Below are 19375 nucleotides of genomic sequence, written 5' to 3'. Positions count from 1 at the left end.
AGTTGTAACCGTGCGGACATAAAAAAAGCCCTCTTTTCAGAGGGCTTTTATCACACAATCGCGAAGATTAACGCTTAAAGCGGTCCGGGAAGGTCATTTCGCTGTAGCGAACAAAGCGGGTGCCTTTCGCCAGCTTGTAACCAAACCAGATGACGAGGAACAGCGGAATACCGATGTAGGTCGCCGCCACGCCGCCCCAGTCGATTGTGTCCTTGAGGAACGCTTCGTAGTTCTGCCCGAGGGTGATGATCAGGCACAGCACGAAGGCGAAGATCGGCCCCAGCGGGAAGAACCCGGAACGATACGGCAGATTATTAATATCGTTACCCTGCAGAACATAGCCACGACGGAAACGATAGTGGCTGATCGCAATCCCCAGCCAGGCGATAAAGCCGGTCATCCCGGAGGTGTTCAGCAGCCACAGGTACACCGTCTGGTTGCCGAACATGGACGTCAGGAAGCACAGCGCCGCGATAACAGTGGTCGCGTACAGCGCGTTGCGCGGCACGCCGCCACGCGACAGCTTCGAGAAAATACGCGGCGCTTTGCCGTCGCAGGCCAGGGTGTACAGCATACGCGTGGAAGCGTACATCCCGGAGTTACCGGCCGACAGAACGGCGGTCAGGATAACCGCGTTCATGATCGCCGCCGCCGACAGCAGACCGGCGTGCTGGAAGACCAGCGTGAACGGGCTGACGGAGATATCCTTCACGTCGTTGCGCAGCAGGCTCGGGTCGGTGTACGGAATGATCAGGCTGATAATCAAAATGGCGAAAACGTAGAACAGCAGGATACGCCAGAAGACCTGGCGCACCGCGCGCGGGATGTTCTTCTCCGGATCCTCAGACTCACCGGCCGCGATGCCGATAAGCTCGGTGCCCTGGAAGGAGAAGCCGACAATCATTGCCACGCCGATCATCGCCGAGAAGCCGCCGGCGAACGGCGCATCCGCGATCCCCCAGTTGCTCCAGCCGGTAGGCTGCGACCCTTTGAAGATGCCGACAATCATCATCACGCCGACAATAATAAAGATAATGACGGTGGCGACTTTGATCAGCGAGAACCAGTATTCCGCCTCGCCAAAGCCGCGAACCGAGATCCAGTTCAGCAGGAACATAATGCCAAGGAACAAGGCGCTCCAGATCCAGCCCGGCGAGTCAGGGAACCAGTAGCTCATCACCAGCTGCGAGGCCACGAGGTCAACGGCGATCGTCACTGCCCAGTTGTACCAATAGTTCCAGCCCAGCGCGAAGCCAAAGCCTTCTTCAACATAATTCTGGCCGTAGGTGGCAAAGGAACCGGACACCGGCATAAACGCCGCCAGTTCACCCAGGCTGGTCATCAGGAAATAGACCATCAAACCGATCAGAATATACGACAGCAGCGCCCCGCCGGGACCTGCTTGCGAAATGGTTGCGCCAGAGGCAACAAAAAGACCCGTACCGATGGAACCGCCGATGGCGATCATGGTCAAGTGGCGCGCCTTGAGTTCACGACGTAGCGTGGGCGCTTCTGTGGTTTTAGTTTCCGAAACCATGTGATAATGCTATCCATCCAAAAAATGAGGCGCGATTGTAGCAGACGATCGGGGTTCCATCCGGTACAAATGCAAAGTTATAAGAGAGCTTCATGATCGCCCGCAAATTATTAGTAAAGCACTAACCTGCGGAATTGCCAGCGAATTCAGCCCGTTATGAGGCGGAAAAACCGGGTGCTACACCTGGCAATAATGCAGAAAACGTTGTAATGCTTTGGAAATATGTTTCTGCCGATGATGGATCCGCCACAGCGTGCGCGTCAGCCGGGGCAATGGCACTTTCAGCTCCGCCAGCGTGCCCGAGGCCAGTTGTTCGGCAATGACCCGCCGCGATAAACAGCTGATGCCCAGCCCATGCCGGACCGCATGTTTGATCGCCTCCGAATTGCCCAGCTCCATGCCCATATGAAACGCCGGCAGATGCGACAGCAGAACATAATCGACAATCTCCCGGGTACCGGACCCATGCTCGCGCAGGATCCACGGCGCCTCGGCCAGCTGCTGCAAAGTCACCTCTCCCGCCAGCAGCGGCGAATCAGGCGCGGCAAACACCACCAGCTCATCTTCCAGCCACGGCTCGGCAATAATATCAGCGGCATGGCACGGCCCTTCAATCAGACCGAAATCCACCCGCAGGTCGGCGACGGCGTTGATCACATCCAGACTGTTACCCACGCTCAGCTCAACCGGCAGCTCCGGGAAGTCATGGCGATAGCGGGCAATGATCTCCGGCATAATATAGTTGCCGATGGTGCTGCTGGCATAGACCCGGATTGCCCCATTATCGCCGCGGAACAGCTGTTCGATCTCCAGCGCCCGCTCCAGCAGCGCCAGCGCACGCGGGTACAGCAGCCGTCCATGCTCATTCACCACCAGTCGTTTACCGACGCGGTCAAACAGCTGCACGCCGAGCTGCCCTTCCAGATCGGTCAGCGCGGCGCTGACCGCAGATTGCGAAAGCGCCAACATCTGTGACGCCTGAGTGGTTGACCCACTCTTGTGGACTTCGGCGAACACTTCCAGCTGCCGCAGCGTAATATGCATAACCCACCCGTTTAGTAATCCAACCTGAATAACCTTCCTTACTATGGTGACACAAATCGAGGCGGCTGAAGGAAGGAAAATCCGCTTATGTCACAAAATCATCGTCTTGCCGGGGGAAACCGCCCCGCTTCCGCCGCCTCAGGCCCCTGACCCGTTGTCAGCGACGATGCGGCCATTAACCACTTATTACGATTGATTATAAACATATAATCAATTTTATATTTAACCCCGCGCGGCGTAACCTTTAGGCAGACAAAGGAGAAGGTTATGACAGCACTCACTTTACCCACCAAACATCGTTCCCTGTGGCATTTTGTCCCAGGCCTGGCGCTGACCGCCGCGCTGACCGGCGCCGCCCTGTGGGCCGGTAGTTTCCCGGCCATCGCCGGCGCAGGCTTTAGCGCCCTGACCCTCGCTATCCTGTTCGGGATGGTCGTCGGCAACACGGTCTACCCGAAAATCTGGCAGCCCTGCGACGGCGGGGTGATCTTCGCCAAGCAGCATCTGCTGCGCCTGGGGATCATCCTCTATGGCTTCCGCCTGACGTTCGCCCAGATTGCCGACGTCGGCGTGAGCGGTATTTTGATTGACGTACTGACGCTCTCCAGTACCTTTTTCATCGCCTGCTTCCTTGGCCAGAAAGTGTTTGGTCTCGACAAACACACCAGTTGGCTGATCGGCGCCGGCAGCAGTATCTGCGGCGCGGCGGCCGTGCTCGCCACCGAGCCGGTGGTCAAAGCCGAAGCCAGTAAAGTGACCGTCGCCGTCGCCACGGTGGTTATCTTCGGTACCATCGCCATCTTCCTCTACCCGGCGATGTACCCGCTGCTGGCGCACTGGTTTACCCCGGAGACCTACGGGATCTATATGGGTTCCACCATGCATGAAGTGGCGCAGGTGGTTGCCGCCGGCCATGCGGTCAGCCCGGACGCGGAGAACGCGGCGGTTATCGCTAAAATGCTGCGCGTCATGATGCTGGCTCCGTTCCTGCTGTTCCTGGCGGCGCGTGTTAAACAACTGACCCCGGCAGGCAACGGCGAGAAAAGCAAAATCACCATTCCGTGGTTCGCGATTATGTTCATCCTGGTGGCGGTGTTTAACTCCTTCCATCTGCTGCCGAAAGCCGTGGTGGATATGCTGGTGACGCTGGATACCGTTCTGCTGGCGATGGCAATGGCCGCCCTCGGGGTCACCACTCACGTCAGCGCGCTGAAAAAAGCCGGGGCGAAACCGCTGCTGATGGCGCTGATGCTGTTCGTCTGGTTGATTGTCGGCGGCGGGGCTATTAACGTCGCTATCCACAGCCTGATGGCATAAAGCACTACATCTTTCTCCAGTTAAGCCGCTATCATTACCCACCCCCCAGCGGCTTTAACTGGAGTTTTTTTATGAAATACGTAGGAGCGCACGTGAGCGCCTCAGGTGGACTGGCCAATGCCGCCATTCGCGCCGCCGAAATCGAAGCAACCGCCTTCGCCCTCTTCACCAAGAACCAGCGCCAGTGGCGCGCCGCGCCGCTCAGCGACGAGACCATCGCCGAATTCAAAGCCGCCTGTGAAAAGTATCACTTTGGCCCGGGGCAGATCCTGCCGCACGACAGCTATCTGATTAACCTCGGCCACCCGGTGGAAGAGGCGCTGGAAAAATCCCGTGATGCCTTCATCGATGAGATGACCCGCTGCCAGCAGCTGGGGCTGACGCTGCTCAACTTCCACCCCGGCAGTCATCTGCAGCAGATCCCGGAGGAGGCGTGCCTGGCGCGCATCGCCGAATCGATCAATATCGCGCTGGCGAAGACCGAAGGCGTTACTGCGGTTATCGAAAATACCGCCGGCCAGGGCAGCAACCTCGGCTTTAAGTTCGAGCACCTCGCGGCGATTATCGACGGCGTGGAAGATAAATCCCGCGTCGGCGTCTGCATCGATACCTGCCACGCGTTCGCCGCCGGCTATGACCTGCGCAGCGCGGAAGCGTGTGAAAAGACTTTCGCCGAGTTTGCGCGCATCGTCGGCTTCCAGTATCTGCGCGGCATGCACCTGAATGATGCCAAGAGTACGTTTGGCAGCCGCGTTGACCGTCACCATAGCCTTGGCGAAGGCAACATCGGCCACGACTGCTTCAGCTGGATCATGCAGGACAGCCGCTTCGACGGCATTCCACTGATTCTGGAAACCATCAACCCGGATATCTGGGCGGAAGAGATTGCCTGGCTGCGGGCACAACAGACCGCCGAAGTGGCGTAAAAAACAGAGATAAAAAAAGGCCGAACAATCGGCCCTTTTTTATTACGGTAAGATTATGCCGCTTTTTCGACTTCCACTGCCTGCGCTTCCGGGCGTTTCAGCACCGCGTAGGAGAGGCCCGCCACCAGCGTCCCGGCAACAATCGCCAGCAGGTAGCCCAGCACCGGCGTAATCGCTCCCGGGATCAGCAGGACAAACAGACCGCCGTGCGGCGCCATCAGTTTCGCGCCAATCGCCATCGAGATAGCGCCGGTTACCGCGCCGCCGACGATACAGCAAGGCAGCACGCGCATCGGGTCACGAGCGGCAAAAGGAATCGCCCCTTCAGAGATAAAGCACAGGCCGAGAACCAGCGCGGCTTTCCCCCCTTCACGCTGCCCTTTGTCGAACTTATTGCGGGCAACCAGCGTCGCGATACCCATCGCCAGCGGAGGCACCATACCGGCCGCCATGATCGCCGCCATCGGCGCGTAGGTCTGGGTACTCAGCAGACCCACGCCAAAGGCATAGGCCGCTTTGTTCACCGGCCCGCCCATGTCGGTACACATCATCGCGCCGAGGATCGCGCCCAGCAGAACCGCGTTCGCGGTGCCCATGGTTTGCAGCCAGTGGGTGAGCCAGGTGAGGATACCGGCTACCGGTTTACCGATCAGGTAGATCATCGCCAGACCCACGATCAGGCTGGAGACCAGCGGAATGATCAGGATTGGCTTCAGCGCTTCCATACTCTGCGGCAGTTTCAGCTTAGTGCTGATGGCTTTCGCCACGTAACCGGCAAGGAAACCAGCGATGATCCCGCCGATAAAGCCGGAGCCGCCGCTGACCGCCAGCATACCGCCGATAAGACCCGGGGTCAGACCCGGGCGGTCGGCAATGGAGAAGGCGATAAAGCCTGCCAGCACCGGCACCATCAGCGCGAAGGCCGAGCCGCCGCCGATCTGCATCAGCGCCGCCGCCAGGGTGTCTTTCACTTCAAACGCTTTGATCCCGAAGGCGAAGGAGAGCGCGATACACAGGCCCCCGGCCACCACCATCGGCAGCATGTAGGAGACGCCGGTCAGCAGGTGGCGATAGGCGCCCGCCGACTCTTTTTTCCCTTCGCCAGCAGCCTGAGGTTTACCGGAAGGCTGGTACGGTTTGGCTTCGGCCACTGCTTTATCCAGCTCAAGAGCGGTTTTCTTCAGTGCCAGACCGGTAGTAGTGCGATACATTGGCTTACCGGCGAACTTCGCCAGGTCCACCTCGATATCGGCGGCGACGATCACCAGATCCGCCTCGGCCACCTCTTCCGGGGTGATAGCATTGCCAGCCCCGACGGAGCCGCGAGTTTCCACCTTCACCCACCAGCCGCGTTTTTTCGCTTCGGTTTCGATGGCTTCCGCCGCCATAAAGGTATGGGCAACGCCGGTCGGGCAGGCGGTGACCGCGACAATACGTTTCGGTCCTCCGGTGGCCGCCGGGACTGCTGCCGCGGCAGGGGCCGCGTACGGCGTCGCGTGACCTTTGGCTTCGCTGAGGAACAGCTCCGGGTGCGCCACGGCGCGATTAATATCGCCAAGGTAGACCTGTTTGCCGTTCAGTGCGCTGTCGGTGGGCAGCGCCGCGCCCAGCACAATCACCAGTTCGGCATCGTTCGGGTTATCAATCAGTTCAAGGTGCGCTTTAGGCGCTGCCGCTCCCAGCAGGGTTTTCGCCATATAGGCGCGTGCCTGTCCGAGTCCGGCATCAATAATCAGCAGCGTTTTCATTATGCCTCTCCTGCTGTCAATTAAAGGGTTGTAAGTCGACGCGCGCCATCATCGCGGCCAACTGGGTACGGTCGGTAATACCCACGTTGCTCTGGCTGACGGCCAGGGCAGCGACGGCAGTCGCCAGGCGCAGGGTATGCTCGCTGGATTCACGCATCAGCAGGCCGTAAATCAGGCCGCCAACCATCGAATCGCCGGCGCCGACGGTGCTGACCACTTCCACTGAAGGCGGTTTGGCAATCCACTCACCGGAGGCGTTCACCCACAGCGCGCCCTCTTCACCCAGGGAAATCACCACGTGGGCGATACCCTGCTCGCGCAGCGCATGGGCGGCTTCGATAACATCTTTCATCTCCGGCAGCTTGCGCCCGGCCCAGATTTCCAGCTCGCGACGGTTCGGTTTCACCAGCCACGGCGCCGCTTTCAGTCCTGCAACCAGCGCTTCGCGGCTGCTGTCGAAAATAATGCATGGGCACTGGCTGCGCAGACGGGTCATCCAGTCAGTGAAGGCCTCCGGGCTGACGCCGGACGGCAGGCTGCCGCTGACGCAGACCATATCGAACTGCCCAAGCCAGCTCAGGGAGTCGTTGACGAAGCGTTCCCAGTCGCCCGGGGTGACTTCAAAGCCGGAGAAGTTGAAATCCGTCACTTCGCCATCTTTTTCCGTCAGCTTAACGTTGATGCGGGTCCGGCCCTGCACCACCTGGAAACGGTTGGCGATACCCAGCTCGCTGAACAGCTGCTGAAAGCCATCCTGATTGTCTTTGCCCAGGAAGCCGCCGACGGTGACATCAATGCCGAGATCTTTCAGCACTTTCGCCACGTTGATGCCTTTCCCGGCTGCGTGCAGGCCAGTGGTGCGCACCAGGTTCACTTCACCGCGTTCAACCTCCGGGGTGAACCCCACCAGATCGTACGCCGGGTTTAACGTAATCGTTGCTACACGTCTGCTCATTTATGCGCCCTCCCCAAGGCCTGCGGCGATCGCTTCGCCAATCGCATCCAGCGCTTGTTGCGCATCCTCACCCTGCGCGGTGAAACGCAGACGGTGACCTTTTTTCACACCCAGCGCCACGACCTTCATCAGGCTACGACCGTTGGCCGGCTTGCCGGAACCGTCGAGGTTGGTGACGGTGACGTCGCTGGAGAATTGTTTAATCGTATTGACCAGCATAGTGCCCGGACGGGCATGCAGGCCATGCTCATTGCGCACGACGAATTCGGCGCTCAGCACGTCTTCCGCAATGGCATCGTCGCTGGTCAGCAGCGCCAGCACGGTGGCGGCGTCGGCTTTCAGCAAACGGTCAGCTTTCTTATCCAGCAGCAGCTTGCTCAGGCGGTTCAGCACCGCAGTCGGCTGCTCATCGGCCATCGCCACCGTGACCAGCAGGGAAACCGGCTGATCGTCGCGGGTAAAGGCATTAGCCGCACGACTGACCGCCACGGCGCTGCGCAGATTGCCTTCCGCACTGTCGTTCAGCCAGATGCCCTGACCGAGGTTCAGCGGCGTATCGTTGATAGCGTGGCTAACGAATGCCGTGTCAGCAGCACCCACTTCTTTCAGCCGCGCCGCGTTCAGCGCCTGCAGGGTCAGCAGATCGCTGGCCGCCACGTCAAGGCTCAGGGTCTCGTTGTCCAGCTTCAGCGCTTCGCTCTGTTTTTCCCCCATCAGCAGCGCACGCAGCTCTTCCGCGGTGGTAGCGGACTGCAGCTGAGCGGCGACCGCGTCATCACTTAGCACATGGGTCAGCTGACGCAGCAGGCCGAGGTGTTCATCTGAGCTGGCGGCAATACCGATCGCCACATAGGCGGTCTGCCCTTCGCCCCAGGTGACGCCCTGCGGGAACTGAAACACCTGGACGCCGGTCTTCAGCACCTGGTCACGGGTGTCCGTCGTGCCGTGCGGGATCGCAATCCCGTTGCCGAGGAAGGTCGAGGTCTGCTGCTCGCGAGCCAGCATACCGTTCACGTAGCCATCAGCCACGTTGCCGGCGCTGACCAGCGCGGCGGCGACCTGCCGGATGGCCTCTTCTTTATTACCGGCCTGCTGGCCGGGATGAATATCCTGCACAGATAACTGGAACATGGTTCTCCTCTCCTGCTGAATTGAATCGTTTCAGCTAACTTGAGAAAAAAGGCGCCATCTGACGGTGAACGGATTGTCGAATGACGCTGAAACGTTTCAAGAATTTTGTACCTTTCTTGCTCAACGCGCAAGGTACGTCAGCGACTTGATTGCAGAACTTAGAGGTACTGCACACTTTTGCTGAAGCCTTTGCTAGCGACTACCGCAAACGTCAGCTTTTTGCTGAACCTTATATTTTGAAACGCCTTTTTAATTATTCGTGCCATACTACTGTTTATTTTCAGCCAGCAGGCGTAAACTCCGCGCCGTCTCCTGAAACTACAGAAAACCGAACATGCAAAACCGTAGCGCCGCCCTTCCCCGACGCGGGTTCGATGTAACCTCTTCCGCATTCTTGATCGTCGCCTTTCTGACAGGCATTGCCGGGGCGTTGCAAACCCCAACCCTGAGCCTCTTTTTGACCAACGAAGTGCACGTCCGCCCGGCGATGGTCGGCTTCTTTTTTACCGGTAGCGCCGTCATTGGCATTCTGGTCAGTCAGTTCCTCGCCGGCCGTTCCGACCGCAGGGGCGATCGCAAGCAGCTGATTGTCATCTGCTGCCTGCTGGGGGTGCTGGCCTGCCTGCTGTTTGCCTGGAACCGGAACTACTTCATCTTGCTGTTTATCGGCGTCTTCCTCAGTAGCTTTGGCTCGACTGCCAACCCGCAGATGTTCGCCCTCGCGCGCGAGCACGCCGACAAGACCGGTCGCGAAGCGGTGATGTTCAGCTCCATTTTGCGCGCCCAGGTCTCCCTGGCGTGGGTGATTGGTCCCCCGCTGGCCTACGCCCTGGCGATGGGGTTTGGTTTTACCGCGATGTATCTCAGCGCCGCGGCGGCGTTTATCGTCTGCGGGATCATGGTCTGGCTGTTCTTGCCCAGCATGCGTAAAGCGACGGCAGTGGCGACCGGCCGGCTGGAAGCCCCGCGCACGCACCGTCGCGATGCGCTGCTGCTGTTCAGCATCTGCACGCTCATGTGGGGTACCAACAGCCTGTACATCATTAATATGCCGCTGTTTATCATTAATGAGCTGCATCTGCCTGAGAAGCTGGCCGGGCTGATGATGGGCACCGCGGCCGGACTGGAAATTCCTACCATGCTGATTGCCGGTTACTACGCCCGGCGCTTCGGCAAACGCTTTCTGATGCGCCTTTCGGCAGTAGCCGGTGTGTTGTTTTACGTGGGCATGTTGACGGTGCATACGCCAGCGCTGCTGCTGGCGATGCAGGTGCTGAACGCCGTCTATATCGGGATCCTCGCCGGGATCGGCATGCTCTATTTCCAGGATCTGATGCCGGGACAGGCGGGCGCGGCCACCACCCTCTACACCAATACCACCCGCGTTGGCTGGATTATCGCCGGTTCACTGGCGGGGGTAGTGGCGGAAATTTGGAGCTATCACGCGGTGTTCTGGATTGCGCTGGTCATGGGTATCGCCGCTCAGGCTTGCCTGTGGCGGATCAGGGATGTATAGGCAAGACGGCCCGGCCGCGACCGGGCCATCCTGATTAATGATCCAGATAGAGGTAATGCAGCCAGCTGGTCATCCGTAGCAGGACTTTGCGCATAATCGACACATGGGCAAAATAATCGGTATAAACCGCCGCCTGCGCACTGACCCCGTCCGGTAAATGTTCCACTTCCGGGTGGGGATCGAGGTCGATCAGCACATAGATGCCCTCTTTTCCTGCCCCGGCGCTCAGCCCCTGCAGCGCACCGCTGGCCTGATAGCTGCCATCCGGTATCGCCGGCAGCACCCGCGATACCTTACCGCTATAGACGCTGCCTGGCAGACCATTAAACACCACCTCCGCGCTATCCCCGGCCGTCAGACGCAGAACCGAGTTCTGGCGGAATACCGCCACCACCTGGCGCTTTTGCTGGGGAATAAACACCAGCACCGGCTTGAAGGGCAGACGTACCGCGGTCATCCCCGGCCGCGCCAATAGCTGGGTAACGTAGCCGTCACTCGGCGCACGAACCACGGTTTGCGCCAGATTATACTCCGCCTCGAGGATCTGCGATTTCAGACTGGCAATGTTGGCATCAAGCCCATTATAGCGGCCAGACACCTGCTCTCTGGCGTTTTGTAATTGCGCTTTCGCCGCCTGCAATACCGCCGTCTGGATCTGCACCTGCTGCCTGGCGTGAGTCACATCCTGTTCCGAGAAAGGATTGACCGGCATGGCCGCCCCCTGAGCATAACGCTGGTAGTCACGGGTAACGCGATCGTACTCGGCCTGCGCCTGCTGCACTCTGGCGCTGGCATCGTCAATGGTCGCCTGCTTCGCCCGTAGCGTCGCCTCCTCGGCCGCCAGATCGGCCTGCAGTTTGTTCAACCGCGCGCGGTAGCGGGTGTCATCGATGCGGAACAGCAGTTCGCCCTTCTTCATTAACACGTTGGTTTTACTGGTGACCTCAACCACCTCGCCTGAGACCTGAGGCACCATCGGAATAGAGACGACAATTTTTTGCGCCCGCAGCGTATAGGGATGGTTATAGTTCATCGTTAATATTAACGTGCCTACGACCACTATTCCGCCTAATATAGCAGTGGGGATCGTCCATTTATTTACTGGAATGCGAAATATCTTAAAAACGCCCCAGGCGATGGCGACATAGCAAAGGATAATTAACAGATCCATATTATTTCTCGTTATTCCCCGCTGACGCTTGCTGACTATTTTTTAACGCTGCTTCGAGTAACGCAATGCGTTTCTCCAGTTCCTCGCGTTGCAGACTATCCTCGGTCTGCGAAGCCATCCCCCACCCGCGGTCAGGGCGGTACAAGGTGGCCCAGATCCACAGAAAAGGCCAGATAGCATGCAGGGTAAACAGGCTTATCCAGCCCGCCACATGAATCGCGTCCTGATGGGGGTGCTGTCGTTTTTGCGCGATATGATAGGGAATATCGTGGATAATAATCACTCCATAAAATAATATGAGAAAAACCAGTATTAATACAAACAAAGCAAAATAATTAAGCAGCATGGTGCATATACACTCAGTAAGCCAGCGGGAAGATCATTATTTTTAATGACGTCGAGGACCACAAAAGAAGCGATAAAACGCACAATTTTCCTTAAATAACGGACTGTTCAACGCAAAGGCCATCATACGTTTAGCGGATCAATAAATCACATGGCAATTCCGCCAAACTGGTATATCATTTTTGATATATTACAGATATCAGGCAGCGATAAGATGTTGAAAGACTTTAAAATGGATGAGCTTAGAGTTATCAGCGCCATCGCCGAAACCGCCAGCGTGAGCCGGGCGGCCCAGCGCCTGAATATGCCCCAGTCTAACGTCTCGCGGACGCTGACCAGCGTGGAGCGGAAAGTCGGTTTGGCTATTTTCCTGCGCACCGCCCGAGAACTGGTGCGCACCGAGTTCGGCGAGCAGTTTATCCATGCCAGTCGCGCGGTTCTCGAACAACATGAGCAGCTTATCAACCTTGCCGACCGTTATAAGAACACGCTGCAGGGCGTGGTCACGCTCGGGGCCCCCATCGGTATCCATCAGTTTCTCGGGCGGTATATTCTGCCGGCGCTGAGAAAAACCCTGCCGGAGCTGCAGATCAATCTGGTCACCCGCAACGCCAGTGAGCGGGAACAGAAATACGGCGCCATTTTTAATAGCGACTGCGATCTGCTGATAAGCCCCTTTAAGCCGCAGAATGAAAATCTCATCGCCCGCCCCTTTACCCGCTTTCGCACCGGCGTCTTCGCCTCTCCGGACTATCTGGCGCAACATCCTATCGCCGAGCCGGAGGCGCTGGTGGATCATGAGTGCATTACCCTGCGCATGCTGGGCGGTAGCGACAATATCTGGACCTTCAAAAGCAAAAACGGCAAACCGCTTAATCTCACGGTTAAAGGGGGATTCGTTTGCGATAACACACTACCGGCGGTGGAGCTGGCGAAGCTGGGGATGGGGATCGTCTATGCGCCCTACTATTCACTCGCCACCGAGCTGGCGGCGGGACAGCTGGTTCCCTGTCTGAAAAAGGAGCGCTGTATCGACCTGCAGGCCTGGCTTATCTTCCAGCGGCGGGACATTCTTCCCCTGCGCGTACAGGCGCTACTCGACGGCCTCAGCGCCCATATCAAAAACCTGTCTCATCTGCTGCTTTAAGCTCAGGGTGCGGTGGCCAGTTCAAGATCCAGCAGCCAGGTAATGGCGTCATCGCGGTTGGTGAAGCACATCTCTGGCGAGGGCTGCAGGCTGGCGCACACCTTCGGGCGCAGAGGGGAGCCGAAAATCAGGCATAAATTGTGCTCGGAAAGCTGAATACAGCGGGTATTGGCGGGCTTGCCCTCCGGCATGCCGGGTATTGGCGATGATATAGAGGGAGCGATGCAACATGCGCCACAATCGGTACGACATTCCACAACCCAGCTCCCAAACGCTCATTTTGTGCCACAGCCTAAACGTTTTGCCAGAAGATAGCAAAACTCGCGAATTCCGCTTGCCTGAAGGCGCGGGCGCGAGTAGTTTTACGCGATATTTTTGACTCGTTAAGTGACAGGATTACTGCAATGCCAAGAGCGAATGAAATTAAAAAAGGTATGGTGCTGAATTACAACGGCAAGCTGCTGATTGTGAAAAATATCGATATTCAGTCACCCAGCGCCCGTGGTGCTGCGACACTGTATAAAATGCGCTTCTCCGATGTGCGTACCGGCCTGAAAGTGGAAGAGCGCTTCAAAGGTGACGATATCGTCGATACCGTGACTCTGACCCGCCGTTTCGTTGACTTCTCCTATGTCGATGGCAACGAATACGTGTTCATGGATAAAGAAGACTATACCCCTTACACCTTTACCAAAGAGCAGATCGAAGAAGAGCTGCAGTTTATTCCGGAAGGCGGTATGCCGGATATGCAGGTGCTGACCTGGGACGGCCAGCTGCTGGCCCTGGAGCTGCCGCAGACCGTTGACCTGGAAATTATCGAAACCGCGCCGGGTATTAAAGGGGCGTCCGCCAGCTCCCGCACCAAGCCAGCCACCATGAGCACCGGCCTGGTCATTCAGGTGCCGGAATACCTGACCACCGGTGAGAAAATCCGCATTCATATCGAAGAGTGCCGCTATATGGGCCGCGCGGATTAATCCTCTGGGACGCACCGACAGTAAAAAAGGACAGCCGCTGGCTGTCCTTTTTATTTGGCGACGGTATGCCCCTGTGCCGGGTAATATTCATTCAACACGGTTCCCGTATTTGTGCCGGATGGCGGCTGACGCCTTATCCGGCCTGGGGGCCGGGCGCCCTGTCGTTAATTTATTCACTATTCTTGCTGAAACTGCCGGTGCTGGCGGCCTCAACATCGCTGAGACGTTCCCGGAAGGCCGGGGCAGCCCGCATGGATGCGGGCTGAGGGCCGTATTTTGCACGGACGCTGCCTCGGCCCGACCCGAAGCCTGCAGGGATAAGTCGAAGGTACCACGCAGTGGCGATGTTGCTGGCCGGAGCCAGGGGGTACAGGGGGCGGCGGCGACTGGCCGCCCCCTGTGCGCTCCCTGCACCATGAGTGACATAACGCAGAAGAAATATCGGGAGCGCAATCTGCCCGGAAATAACAGAGAACACAGGTTTTTCCAGGGTCGACACTGTTGCAAACCGATCACAGTATCTACCCCATTGCGCCGTTATTTTGTCGGGTGGCGCTTCACTTACCCGACCAGGCTGACGCCCCAACAGTAAAAAAGGACAGCCGCTGGCTGTCCTTTTTATTAACCCCTATTACCGCGATTACAGCAGTTCAGGGTATTTGGTCATTTTCAGCGCCAGCTCGACGCCACGCACTTCCGCCATCCCTTTGAGACGGCCAATCGCCGAATAGCCTGGATTAGTTTTCTTGCGCAGATCGTCGAGCATCTGATGACCATGATCCGGACGGAACGGGATCGGACGCAGATCGCCAGCCTGTTTACGCCGCTGCTCTTCACGCAGAATCGCATCCACCACCGCCACCATATTGACGTCGCCGCTAAGGTGCGCCGCCTCGTGGAAGGTTTTCGGGTTCGCTTCACGGCAGGTGGAGCGCAGATGGGTGAAATGGATGCGATCGCCAAAGGTTTCCACCATCTTCACCAGATCGTTATCAGCGCGGACGCCATACGACCCGGTACACATGGTGAAGCCATTATTGATGCTGTCCACCGTCTCTTTCAGCCACTGCATATCTTCGATGGTCGACACGATACGCGGCAGGCCGAGGATCGGCCGCGGCGGATCGTCCGGATGCACTGCCAGACGGATCCCCACCTCTTCGCACACCGGCACGATGGCGCGCAGGAAATAGGCCATATTGTCGCGCAGCTGCGCTTTATCGATGTGGTCATATTCCGCCAGACGCGCGCGGAACTGGTCGAGGGTGTAACCCTCTTCCGCCCCCGGCAGGCCGGCGATGATATTGCGGGTCAGTTTCTCAATATCCGCTTCGCTCATCGCCTTGAACCAGGCCTCGGCCTGGCGCTGCTCTTCTTCGCTGTAATCCGCTTCCGCGCCCGGGCGTTTAAGGATATGTAGTTCAAAGGCGGCGAAGGCTATTTGATCGAAACGCAGCGCCCGGGAGCCGTCCGGCAGCTCATATTCCAGATCGGTGCGCGTCCAGTCGAGGATCGGCATAAAGTTGTAGCACACGGTATCGATGCCGCAGGCCGCGAGGTTGCGGATGCTCTGCTGATAGTTGGCAATCCAGGTCGCATACTGCCCGCTATGGGTTTTAATATCCTCGTGGACCGGAATGCTTTCGACGACCGACCAGGTCAGCCCTTTTGCCGCTAACAGCGCCTGACGCGCTTTAATCTCGTCTACCGGCCAGACCTGACCGTTTGCAATATGGTGCAGCGCAGTCACGACGCCGGTCGCCCCTGCCTGCCGTACATCATCAAGCGATACCGGATCGTTCGGCCCATACCACCGCCAGGTTTGTTCCATCGCTATGCCCTCACAAAAGTTGTTATACCAATAATGGCGACACTCATGACGACTACCATACATGTTTCTGCTCAGGCTGCAAACAGTGCCGGCGCATTGATTGATCCAGCTCACAGTCAGCGGATAATTTCGGCTTACCAATTTAATTTCCTGTCATATAACTTTAGACTAGCAATGTTAATAAGCAGTTAAACAGGTGTATGAAGAATGACAACAATTGCAACCGCTACGCTACCGGAAAGCGTGCAACGTCCTCAGTACGATCGCAGCCAGCTCCGCTCGCGTATTGTCCATTTCGGCTTTGGCGCGTTTCATCGCGCGCACCAGGCGCTGCTGACCGATCGCGTGCTGAATAACGTCGGTGGCGACTGGGGGATCTGTGAAATCAGTCTGTTCAGCGGCGATACGCTGATGAGCCAGCTTCGCGAGCAGGACCACCTGTTTACCGTGCTGGAAAAAGGCGCCGACGGTAATCAGCCCATTATTATCGGCGCGGTGCACGAATGTCTGAACGCCAGGCTCGATTCACTGGCGGCAATTATCGAAAAATTTTGCGAGCCGCAGGTGGCAATTGTCTCACTGACCATCACGGAAAAAGGCTATTGCATCGATCCGGCGACCGGCAAGCTGGATCCAACGCATCCGCGCATCATTCACGATCTGGAGAATCCGACGCTGCCGCAGTCGGCTCCCGGTATATTAGTTGAAGCGCTGGCCCGCCGCCGGGAACGCAGCTTGCCGCCCTTTACCGTGCTCTCCTGCGATAATATTCCCGACAACGGCCACGTGGTGAAAAATGCCGTCCTCGGCATGGCGGAAAAACGCAGCCCGGCGCTGGCGAACTGGATCGCCGATAACGTCAGCTTCCCGGGCACCATGGTGGATCGGATCGTTCCCGCTGCCACCGCCGAGTCGCTGGCGGAAATCGCCGCCGTGCTGGGGGTCGACGATCCCTGCGCCATCAGCTGCGAACCCTTCATTCAGTGGGTGGTCGAAGACCACTTCGTCGCCGGACGACCCGCCTGGGAGACGGCAGGCGTGCAGATGACCGTCGACGTGCTGCCCTGGGAACAAATGAAGCTGCGGATGCTCAACGGCAGTCACTCTTTCCTCGCCTGGCTTGGCTATCTGGCAGGTCATGCGCACGTCAGCGACTGCATGCAGGATGACGTCTTCCGCCGGGCAGCTCGCCAGCTGATGCTTGACGAACAGGCCCCGACGCTGACCATTACCGGCGTCGATCTGGAGGCTTATGCCGACAGCCTGATCGCCCGTTTCAGCAATCCGGCGCTCAAACACCGCACCTGGCAGATCGCCATGGACGGCAGCCAGAAGCTGCCCCAGCGTATGCTCGACGGCATCCGCGTGCATCTTGAGCGCGGTAGCCGCTGGCCGCTGCTGGCCCTCGGCGTTGCCGGCTGGATGCGCTACGTCAGCGGTACTGACGATGCGGGTCAGACGATCGACGTGCGCGATCCGCTGGTCGACAAGATCCAGCAGCGGGTGGCGCAGAGCGATGAGCAACAGCGCGTCGATGCGCTGCTCGGGCTGGAGGAAATATTTGGCCGCGACCTGCCGCACAACGCGCAGTTTGTCGCCGGGATCCGCACCGCCTGGCAGCAGCTGACGACGCACGGTGCCCGCGAGGCCGTGGCCCGCGCGCTGAATTCTTAACAATATTTGCGCTTATGCGGACAGAATCCGCTTCTGTCCGCCTCAGGTCTTCTCTTTTCTCCCTTTTTTCGTCAGGATAGGCGTAACTGTTACAACATTACATTTATCCTGGAGAAAAGAGTGACCAGAACCAATTTGATCACCGGCTTTCTCGGTAGCGGTAAGACGACCTCTATTCTTCATCTGCTGGCACAGAAACCTGCGGATGAAAAATGGGCCGTACTGGTGAATGAGTTTGGTGAAGTCGGGATAGACGGCGCGCTGCTGGCCGACAGCGGCGCCCTGCTCAAAGAGATCCCCGGCGGCTGCATGTGCTGCGTCAACGGCCTGCCGATGCAGGTTGGACTGAATACCCTGCTGCGCCAGGGTAAACCCGATCGTCTGTTGATCGAACCCACCGGCCTTGGCCACCCGAAGCAGATCCTCGATATCCTCACCGCAGCAGTGTATGAACCCTGGATCGATCTGCGCGCCACAGTGTGCATCCTCGATCCCCGCCAGTTGCTGGATGAGAAAGTCGTCAACAATGACAATTTCCGCGATCAGCTGGCGGCGGCGGACATCATTGTGGCCAACAAAAACGATCGGGAAACGCCCGCAAGCGCCCAGGCGTTGGCCGACTGGTGGCTGCGCTGGGGCGGCGATCGTCGTCAGGTGTCGGCGACCCAGGGCAATATCGACCTCGCCCTGCTCGATGAACCGCGCCGCAACACCGCCCCATTGCCGGCGAGTGCGGAGCATGTTCACCACTCTCGCCCGACCAGCGGTCTCGCCGCACTCAGCCTGCCTGAGCACCAGCGCTGGCGCCGCCATCTCAACAGCGGCCAGGGCTATCAGGCCTGCGGCTGGATTTTCGACGCGGAAACGGTCTTCGAGACCATCGGCCTGCTCGAATGGGCACGGCTGGCACCTGTGGCACGCGTCAAAGGTGTGATGCGCATTGCCGAAGGGGCTGTGAGGATCAACCGCCAGGGCGAGGATCTGCATATCGAGACCCTGAGCGTCGCCCCACCCGATAGCCGGATCGAGCTTATCTCGGCGAACGAAGCCGACTGGAACGCGCTCCAGACCTCACTGTTGAGGCTTCGTTTAAGTTACGACGGCTAAGGTTGCCGCCGACTGTTACAGAATCGCAATGGCTATGATGAAAAACCGAATTCCTTTAATCCTGCTGCTTAACATCGCGGGTGTGGCACTATTTTGTTCCTGGTATTTACCAGCCAACCACGGCGCGTGGTCGCCGCTCGACTCTGCGATCTTCCATTTCTTTAACCATGGCGTCAGCGTCAGCCACGCCTATGCCTGGCTGCTGGCGATCATCAACAATCGCGCCTTCGACGCCTGCTCGCTGCTGGCGATGGGTTGCCTGATGCTCAGTTACTGGCTTAAAGCGTCGGCGGCGGGCCGTCGTCAGATTGCCATCATGGGCCTGGTGATGCTGCTGGCGGCGGTGATCATTAACCAGCTGGCGCAGCACCTGATGCCGGTTCAGCGCGCCAGTCCATCGCTGTTTTTCGACGATATCACCCGCGTCAGCGATGTCGTCAATTTCCCCACCAAGGATGCCTCAAAGGACAGCTTCCCTGGCGATCATGGGATGATGTTGCTGATCTTCGCGAGCTTTATGTGGCGCTATTTCGGCCGTCGTGCGCTGGCCGTGGCGCTGGTGATATTTGTGGTCTTTGCTTTCCCGCGCGTCATGATTGGCGCTCACTGGTTCAGCGATATTGCCGTGGGCTCCCTGACCGCCGTCCTGATTGGCGCGCCGTGGGTATTGATGACACCGCTGAGCGATAAATTGATCGCCCTTTTCGATCGCTCCCTGCCCGGCGGAATATCGACCAAATAATGCCGTGCTCGCCGCCTGGCGTCATTATCTATAAGGGGACCTTTTGGGTCCCCTTTTTCAATTGTGCTTTTTTTCAACATGATGTTCATCTTCTTGTCACATTAATCCCGTGACAAATGAAGGAATTGTCTGTTTTTTACCCGATACTGGCGCTATTTTGTCCTTTCCCGATGATTCACTTTTTGTCACCAAAATACTTATAAGAAA

The 19375-nt window shown here is 58.1% G+C and carries 17 protein-coding genes; 8 read left to right on the top strand and 9 right to left on the bottom strand.

Annotated elements, in window-relative coordinates:
• Window positions 1–67: 67 nt before the first annotated feature.
• Window positions 68–1537, bottom strand: a complete 1470-nt coding sequence (locus CWM61_RS09600; RefSeq protein ID WP_074388038.1) for an amino acid permease — start codon at window positions 1535–1537, stop codon at window positions 68–70.
• A 177-nt stretch (window positions 1538–1714) separates the two neighbouring features.
• Window positions 1715–2581 (bottom strand): DNA-binding transcriptional regulator YeiE, encoded by an 867-nt coding sequence (gene yieE, locus CWM61_RS09595; protein ID WP_061153864.1) that lies wholly within the window; start codon window positions 2579–2581, stop codon window positions 1715–1717.
• Window positions 2582–2848: 267 nt separating this feature from the next.
• On the opposite strand from yieE, the gene CWM61_RS09585 reads away from it, so the two are divergent.
• Together CWM61_RS09585 and nfo are read left to right on the top strand one after the other, a co-directional pair.
• Window positions 2849–3898: a YeiH family protein gene (locus tag CWM61_RS09585; RefSeq protein ID WP_012967550.1), complete on the top strand. Its 1050-nt coding sequence runs from the start codon at window positions 2849–2851 to the stop codon at window positions 3896–3898.
• Window positions 3899–3969: 71 nt separating this feature from the next.
• Window positions 3970–4824 (top strand): deoxyribonuclease IV, encoded by an 855-nt coding sequence (gene nfo / locus CWM61_RS09580; protein ID WP_061153862.1) that lies wholly within the window; start codon window positions 3970–3972, stop codon window positions 4822–4824.
• A gap of 53 nt (window positions 4825–4877) precedes the next feature.
• Here the strand turns inward: nfo and fruA are convergent, their stop codons facing one another.
• From fruA to fruB, 3 genes are read right to left on the bottom strand one after another with little or no spacing between them, the layout of a single operon-like run.
• Window positions 4878–6572 carry a PTS fructose transporter subunit IIBC gene (gene fruA / locus CWM61_RS09575; RefSeq protein ID WP_100631147.1) on the bottom strand — a complete coding sequence of 565 codons (1695 nt, stop codon included), beginning with the start codon at window positions 6570–6572 and terminating at the stop codon, window positions 4878–4880.
• A 16-nt stretch (window positions 6573–6588) separates the two neighbouring features.
• A complete protein-coding gene (fruK, locus tag CWM61_RS09570; protein ID WP_061153860.1) occupies window positions 6589–7527 on the bottom strand; it encodes a 1-phosphofructokinase in 939 nt (312 codons plus the stop codon).
• Window positions 7528–8658 (bottom strand): fused PTS fructose transporter subunit IIA/HPr protein, encoded by a 1131-nt coding sequence (gene fruB / locus CWM61_RS09565; RefSeq protein WP_074388034.1) that lies wholly within the window; start codon window positions 8656–8658, stop codon window positions 7528–7530.
• 334 nt (window positions 8659–8992) lie between these two features.
• On the opposite strand from fruB, the gene setB reads away from it, so the two are divergent.
• Window positions 8993–10174, top strand: a complete 1182-nt coding sequence (gene setB / locus CWM61_RS09555; RefSeq protein ID WP_061153857.1) for a sugar efflux transporter SetB — start codon at window positions 8993–8995, stop codon at window positions 10172–10174.
• A gap of 34 nt (window positions 10175–10208) precedes the next feature.
• Here the strand turns inward: setB and CWM61_RS09550 are convergent, their stop codons facing one another.
• Window positions 10209–11345, bottom strand: a complete 1137-nt coding sequence (locus CWM61_RS09550; RefSeq protein ID WP_061153856.1) for an HlyD family secretion protein — start codon at window positions 11343–11345, stop codon at window positions 10209–10211.
• 1 nt (window position 11346) lies between these two features.
• Complete coding sequence (locus CWM61_RS09545) at window positions 11347–11691, bottom strand: DUF3302 domain-containing protein (protein WP_061153855.1); 345 nt, start codon at window positions 11689–11691, stop codon at window positions 11347–11349.
• Window positions 11692–11904: 213 nt separating this feature from the next.
• Between CWM61_RS09545 and CWM61_RS09540 the strand changes: the two genes are divergently transcribed.
• Window positions 11905–12837 carry a LysR family transcriptional regulator gene (locus tag CWM61_RS09540; RefSeq protein WP_061156333.1) on the top strand — a complete coding sequence of 311 codons (933 nt, stop codon included), beginning with the start codon at window positions 11905–11907 and terminating at the stop codon, window positions 12835–12837.
• A 2-nt stretch (window positions 12838–12839) separates the two neighbouring features.
• On the opposite strand, the gene CWM61_RS09535 is transcribed toward CWM61_RS09540, so the two are convergent.
• Complete coding sequence (locus CWM61_RS09535; protein WP_100631146.1) at window positions 12840–13094, bottom strand: YkgJ family cysteine cluster protein; 255 nt, start codon at window positions 13092–13094, stop codon at window positions 12840–12842.
• Window positions 13095–13241: 147 nt separating this feature from the next.
• Between CWM61_RS09535 and yeiP the strand changes: the two genes are divergently transcribed.
• Window positions 13242–13814 (top strand): elongation factor P-like protein YeiP, encoded by a 573-nt coding sequence (gene yeiP, locus CWM61_RS09530; protein WP_002912951.1) that lies wholly within the window; start codon window positions 13242–13244, stop codon window positions 13812–13814.
• 640 nt (window positions 13815–14454) lie between these two features.
• On the opposite strand, the gene uxuA is transcribed toward yeiP, so the two are convergent.
• The gene (gene uxuA / locus CWM61_RS09520; RefSeq protein ID WP_061153852.1) at window positions 14455–15645 is read right to left on the bottom strand and encodes a mannonate dehydratase; all 1191 of its coding nucleotides are present in this window, start codon (window positions 15643–15645) and stop codon (window positions 14455–14457) included.
• Between the two features lie 207 nt (window positions 15646–15852).
• Here uxuA and CWM61_RS09515 point away from each other — a divergent pair, with 207 nt between their 5' ends.
• From CWM61_RS09515 to CWM61_RS09505, 3 genes are all read left to right on the top strand, one after another.
• Window positions 15853–17319, top strand: a complete 1467-nt coding sequence (locus CWM61_RS09515; RefSeq protein ID WP_100631145.1) for a mannitol dehydrogenase family protein — start codon at window positions 15853–15855, stop codon at window positions 17317–17319.
• Window positions 17320–17439: 120 nt separating this feature from the next.
• Window positions 17440–18426, top strand: a complete 987-nt coding sequence (locus CWM61_RS09510) for a CobW family GTP-binding protein (protein ID WP_100631144.1) — start codon at window positions 17440–17442, stop codon at window positions 18424–18426.
• Window positions 18427–18454: 28 nt separating this feature from the next.
• Window positions 18455–19168 carry a phosphatase PAP2 family protein gene (locus CWM61_RS09505; RefSeq protein ID WP_165784214.1) on the top strand — a complete coding sequence of 238 codons (714 nt, stop codon included), beginning with the start codon at window positions 18455–18457 and terminating at the stop codon, window positions 19166–19168.
• Window positions 19169–19375 lie beyond the last annotated feature (207 nt).

The organism is Klebsiella sp. K-Nf6, from assembly GCF_002806655.1.
Classification (GTDB): domain Bacteria; phylum Pseudomonadota; class Gammaproteobacteria; order Enterobacterales; family Enterobacteriaceae; genus Klebsiella; species Klebsiella variicola.
Note: the sequence above shows the minus strand (reverse complement) of the source record. Positions and strands in the feature narration are given on the sequence as shown.

Bases quoted from the DNA above. Each gene is read 5' to 3' on its own strand.
- CWM61_RS09585 (WP_012967550.1), top strand. From the start codon at position 2,849: ATGACAGCACTCACTTTACCCACCAAACATCGTTCCCTGTGGCATTTT.
- CWM61_RS09540 (WP_061156333.1), top strand. From the start codon at position 11,905: ATGTTGAAAGACTTTAAAATGGATGAGCTTAGAGTTATCAGCGCCATC.
- setB (WP_061153857.1), top strand. From the start codon at position 8,993: ATGCAAAACCGTAGCGCCGCCCTTCCCCGACGCGGGTTCGATGTAACC.
- fruK (WP_061153860.1), bottom strand. From the start codon at position 7,527: ATGAGCAGACGTGTAGCAACGATTACGTTAAACCCGGCGTACGATCTG.
- uxuA (WP_061153852.1), bottom strand. From the start codon at position 15,645: ATGGAACAAACCTGGCGGTGGTATGGGCCGAACGATCCGGTATCGCTT.
- fruA (WP_100631147.1), bottom strand. From the start codon at position 6,572: ATGAAAACGCTGCTGATTATTGATGCCGGACTCGGACAGGCACGCGCC.
- yeiP (WP_002912951.1), top strand. From the start codon at position 13,242: ATGCCAAGAGCGAATGAAATTAAAAAAGGTATGGTGCTGAATTACAAC.
- nfo (WP_061153862.1), top strand. From the start codon at position 3,970: ATGAAATACGTAGGAGCGCACGTGAGCGCCTCAGGTGGACTGGCCAAT.
- CWM61_RS09550 (WP_061153856.1), bottom strand. From the start codon at position 11,345: ATGGATCTGTTAATTATCCTTTGCTATGTCGCCATCGCCTGGGGCGTT.
- CWM61_RS09505 (WP_165784214.1), top strand. From the start codon at position 18,455: ATGGCTATGATGAAAAACCGAATTCCTTTAATCCTGCTGCTTAACATC.
- yieE (WP_061153864.1), bottom strand. From the start codon at position 2,581: ATGCATATTACGCTGCGGCAGCTGGAAGTGTTCGCCGAAGTCCACAAG.
- CWM61_RS09545 (WP_061153855.1), bottom strand. From the start codon at position 11,691: ATGCTGCTTAATTATTTTGCTTTGTTTGTATTAATACTGGTTTTTCTC.
- CWM61_RS09600 (WP_074388038.1), bottom strand. From the start codon at position 1,537: ATGGTTTCGGAAACTAAAACCACAGAAGCGCCCACGCTACGTCGTGAA.
- CWM61_RS09515 (WP_100631145.1), top strand. From the start codon at position 15,853: ATGACAACAATTGCAACCGCTACGCTACCGGAAAGCGTGCAACGTCCT.
- fruB (WP_074388034.1), bottom strand. From the start codon at position 8,658: ATGTTCCAGTTATCTGTGCAGGATATTCATCCCGGCCAGCAGGCCGGT.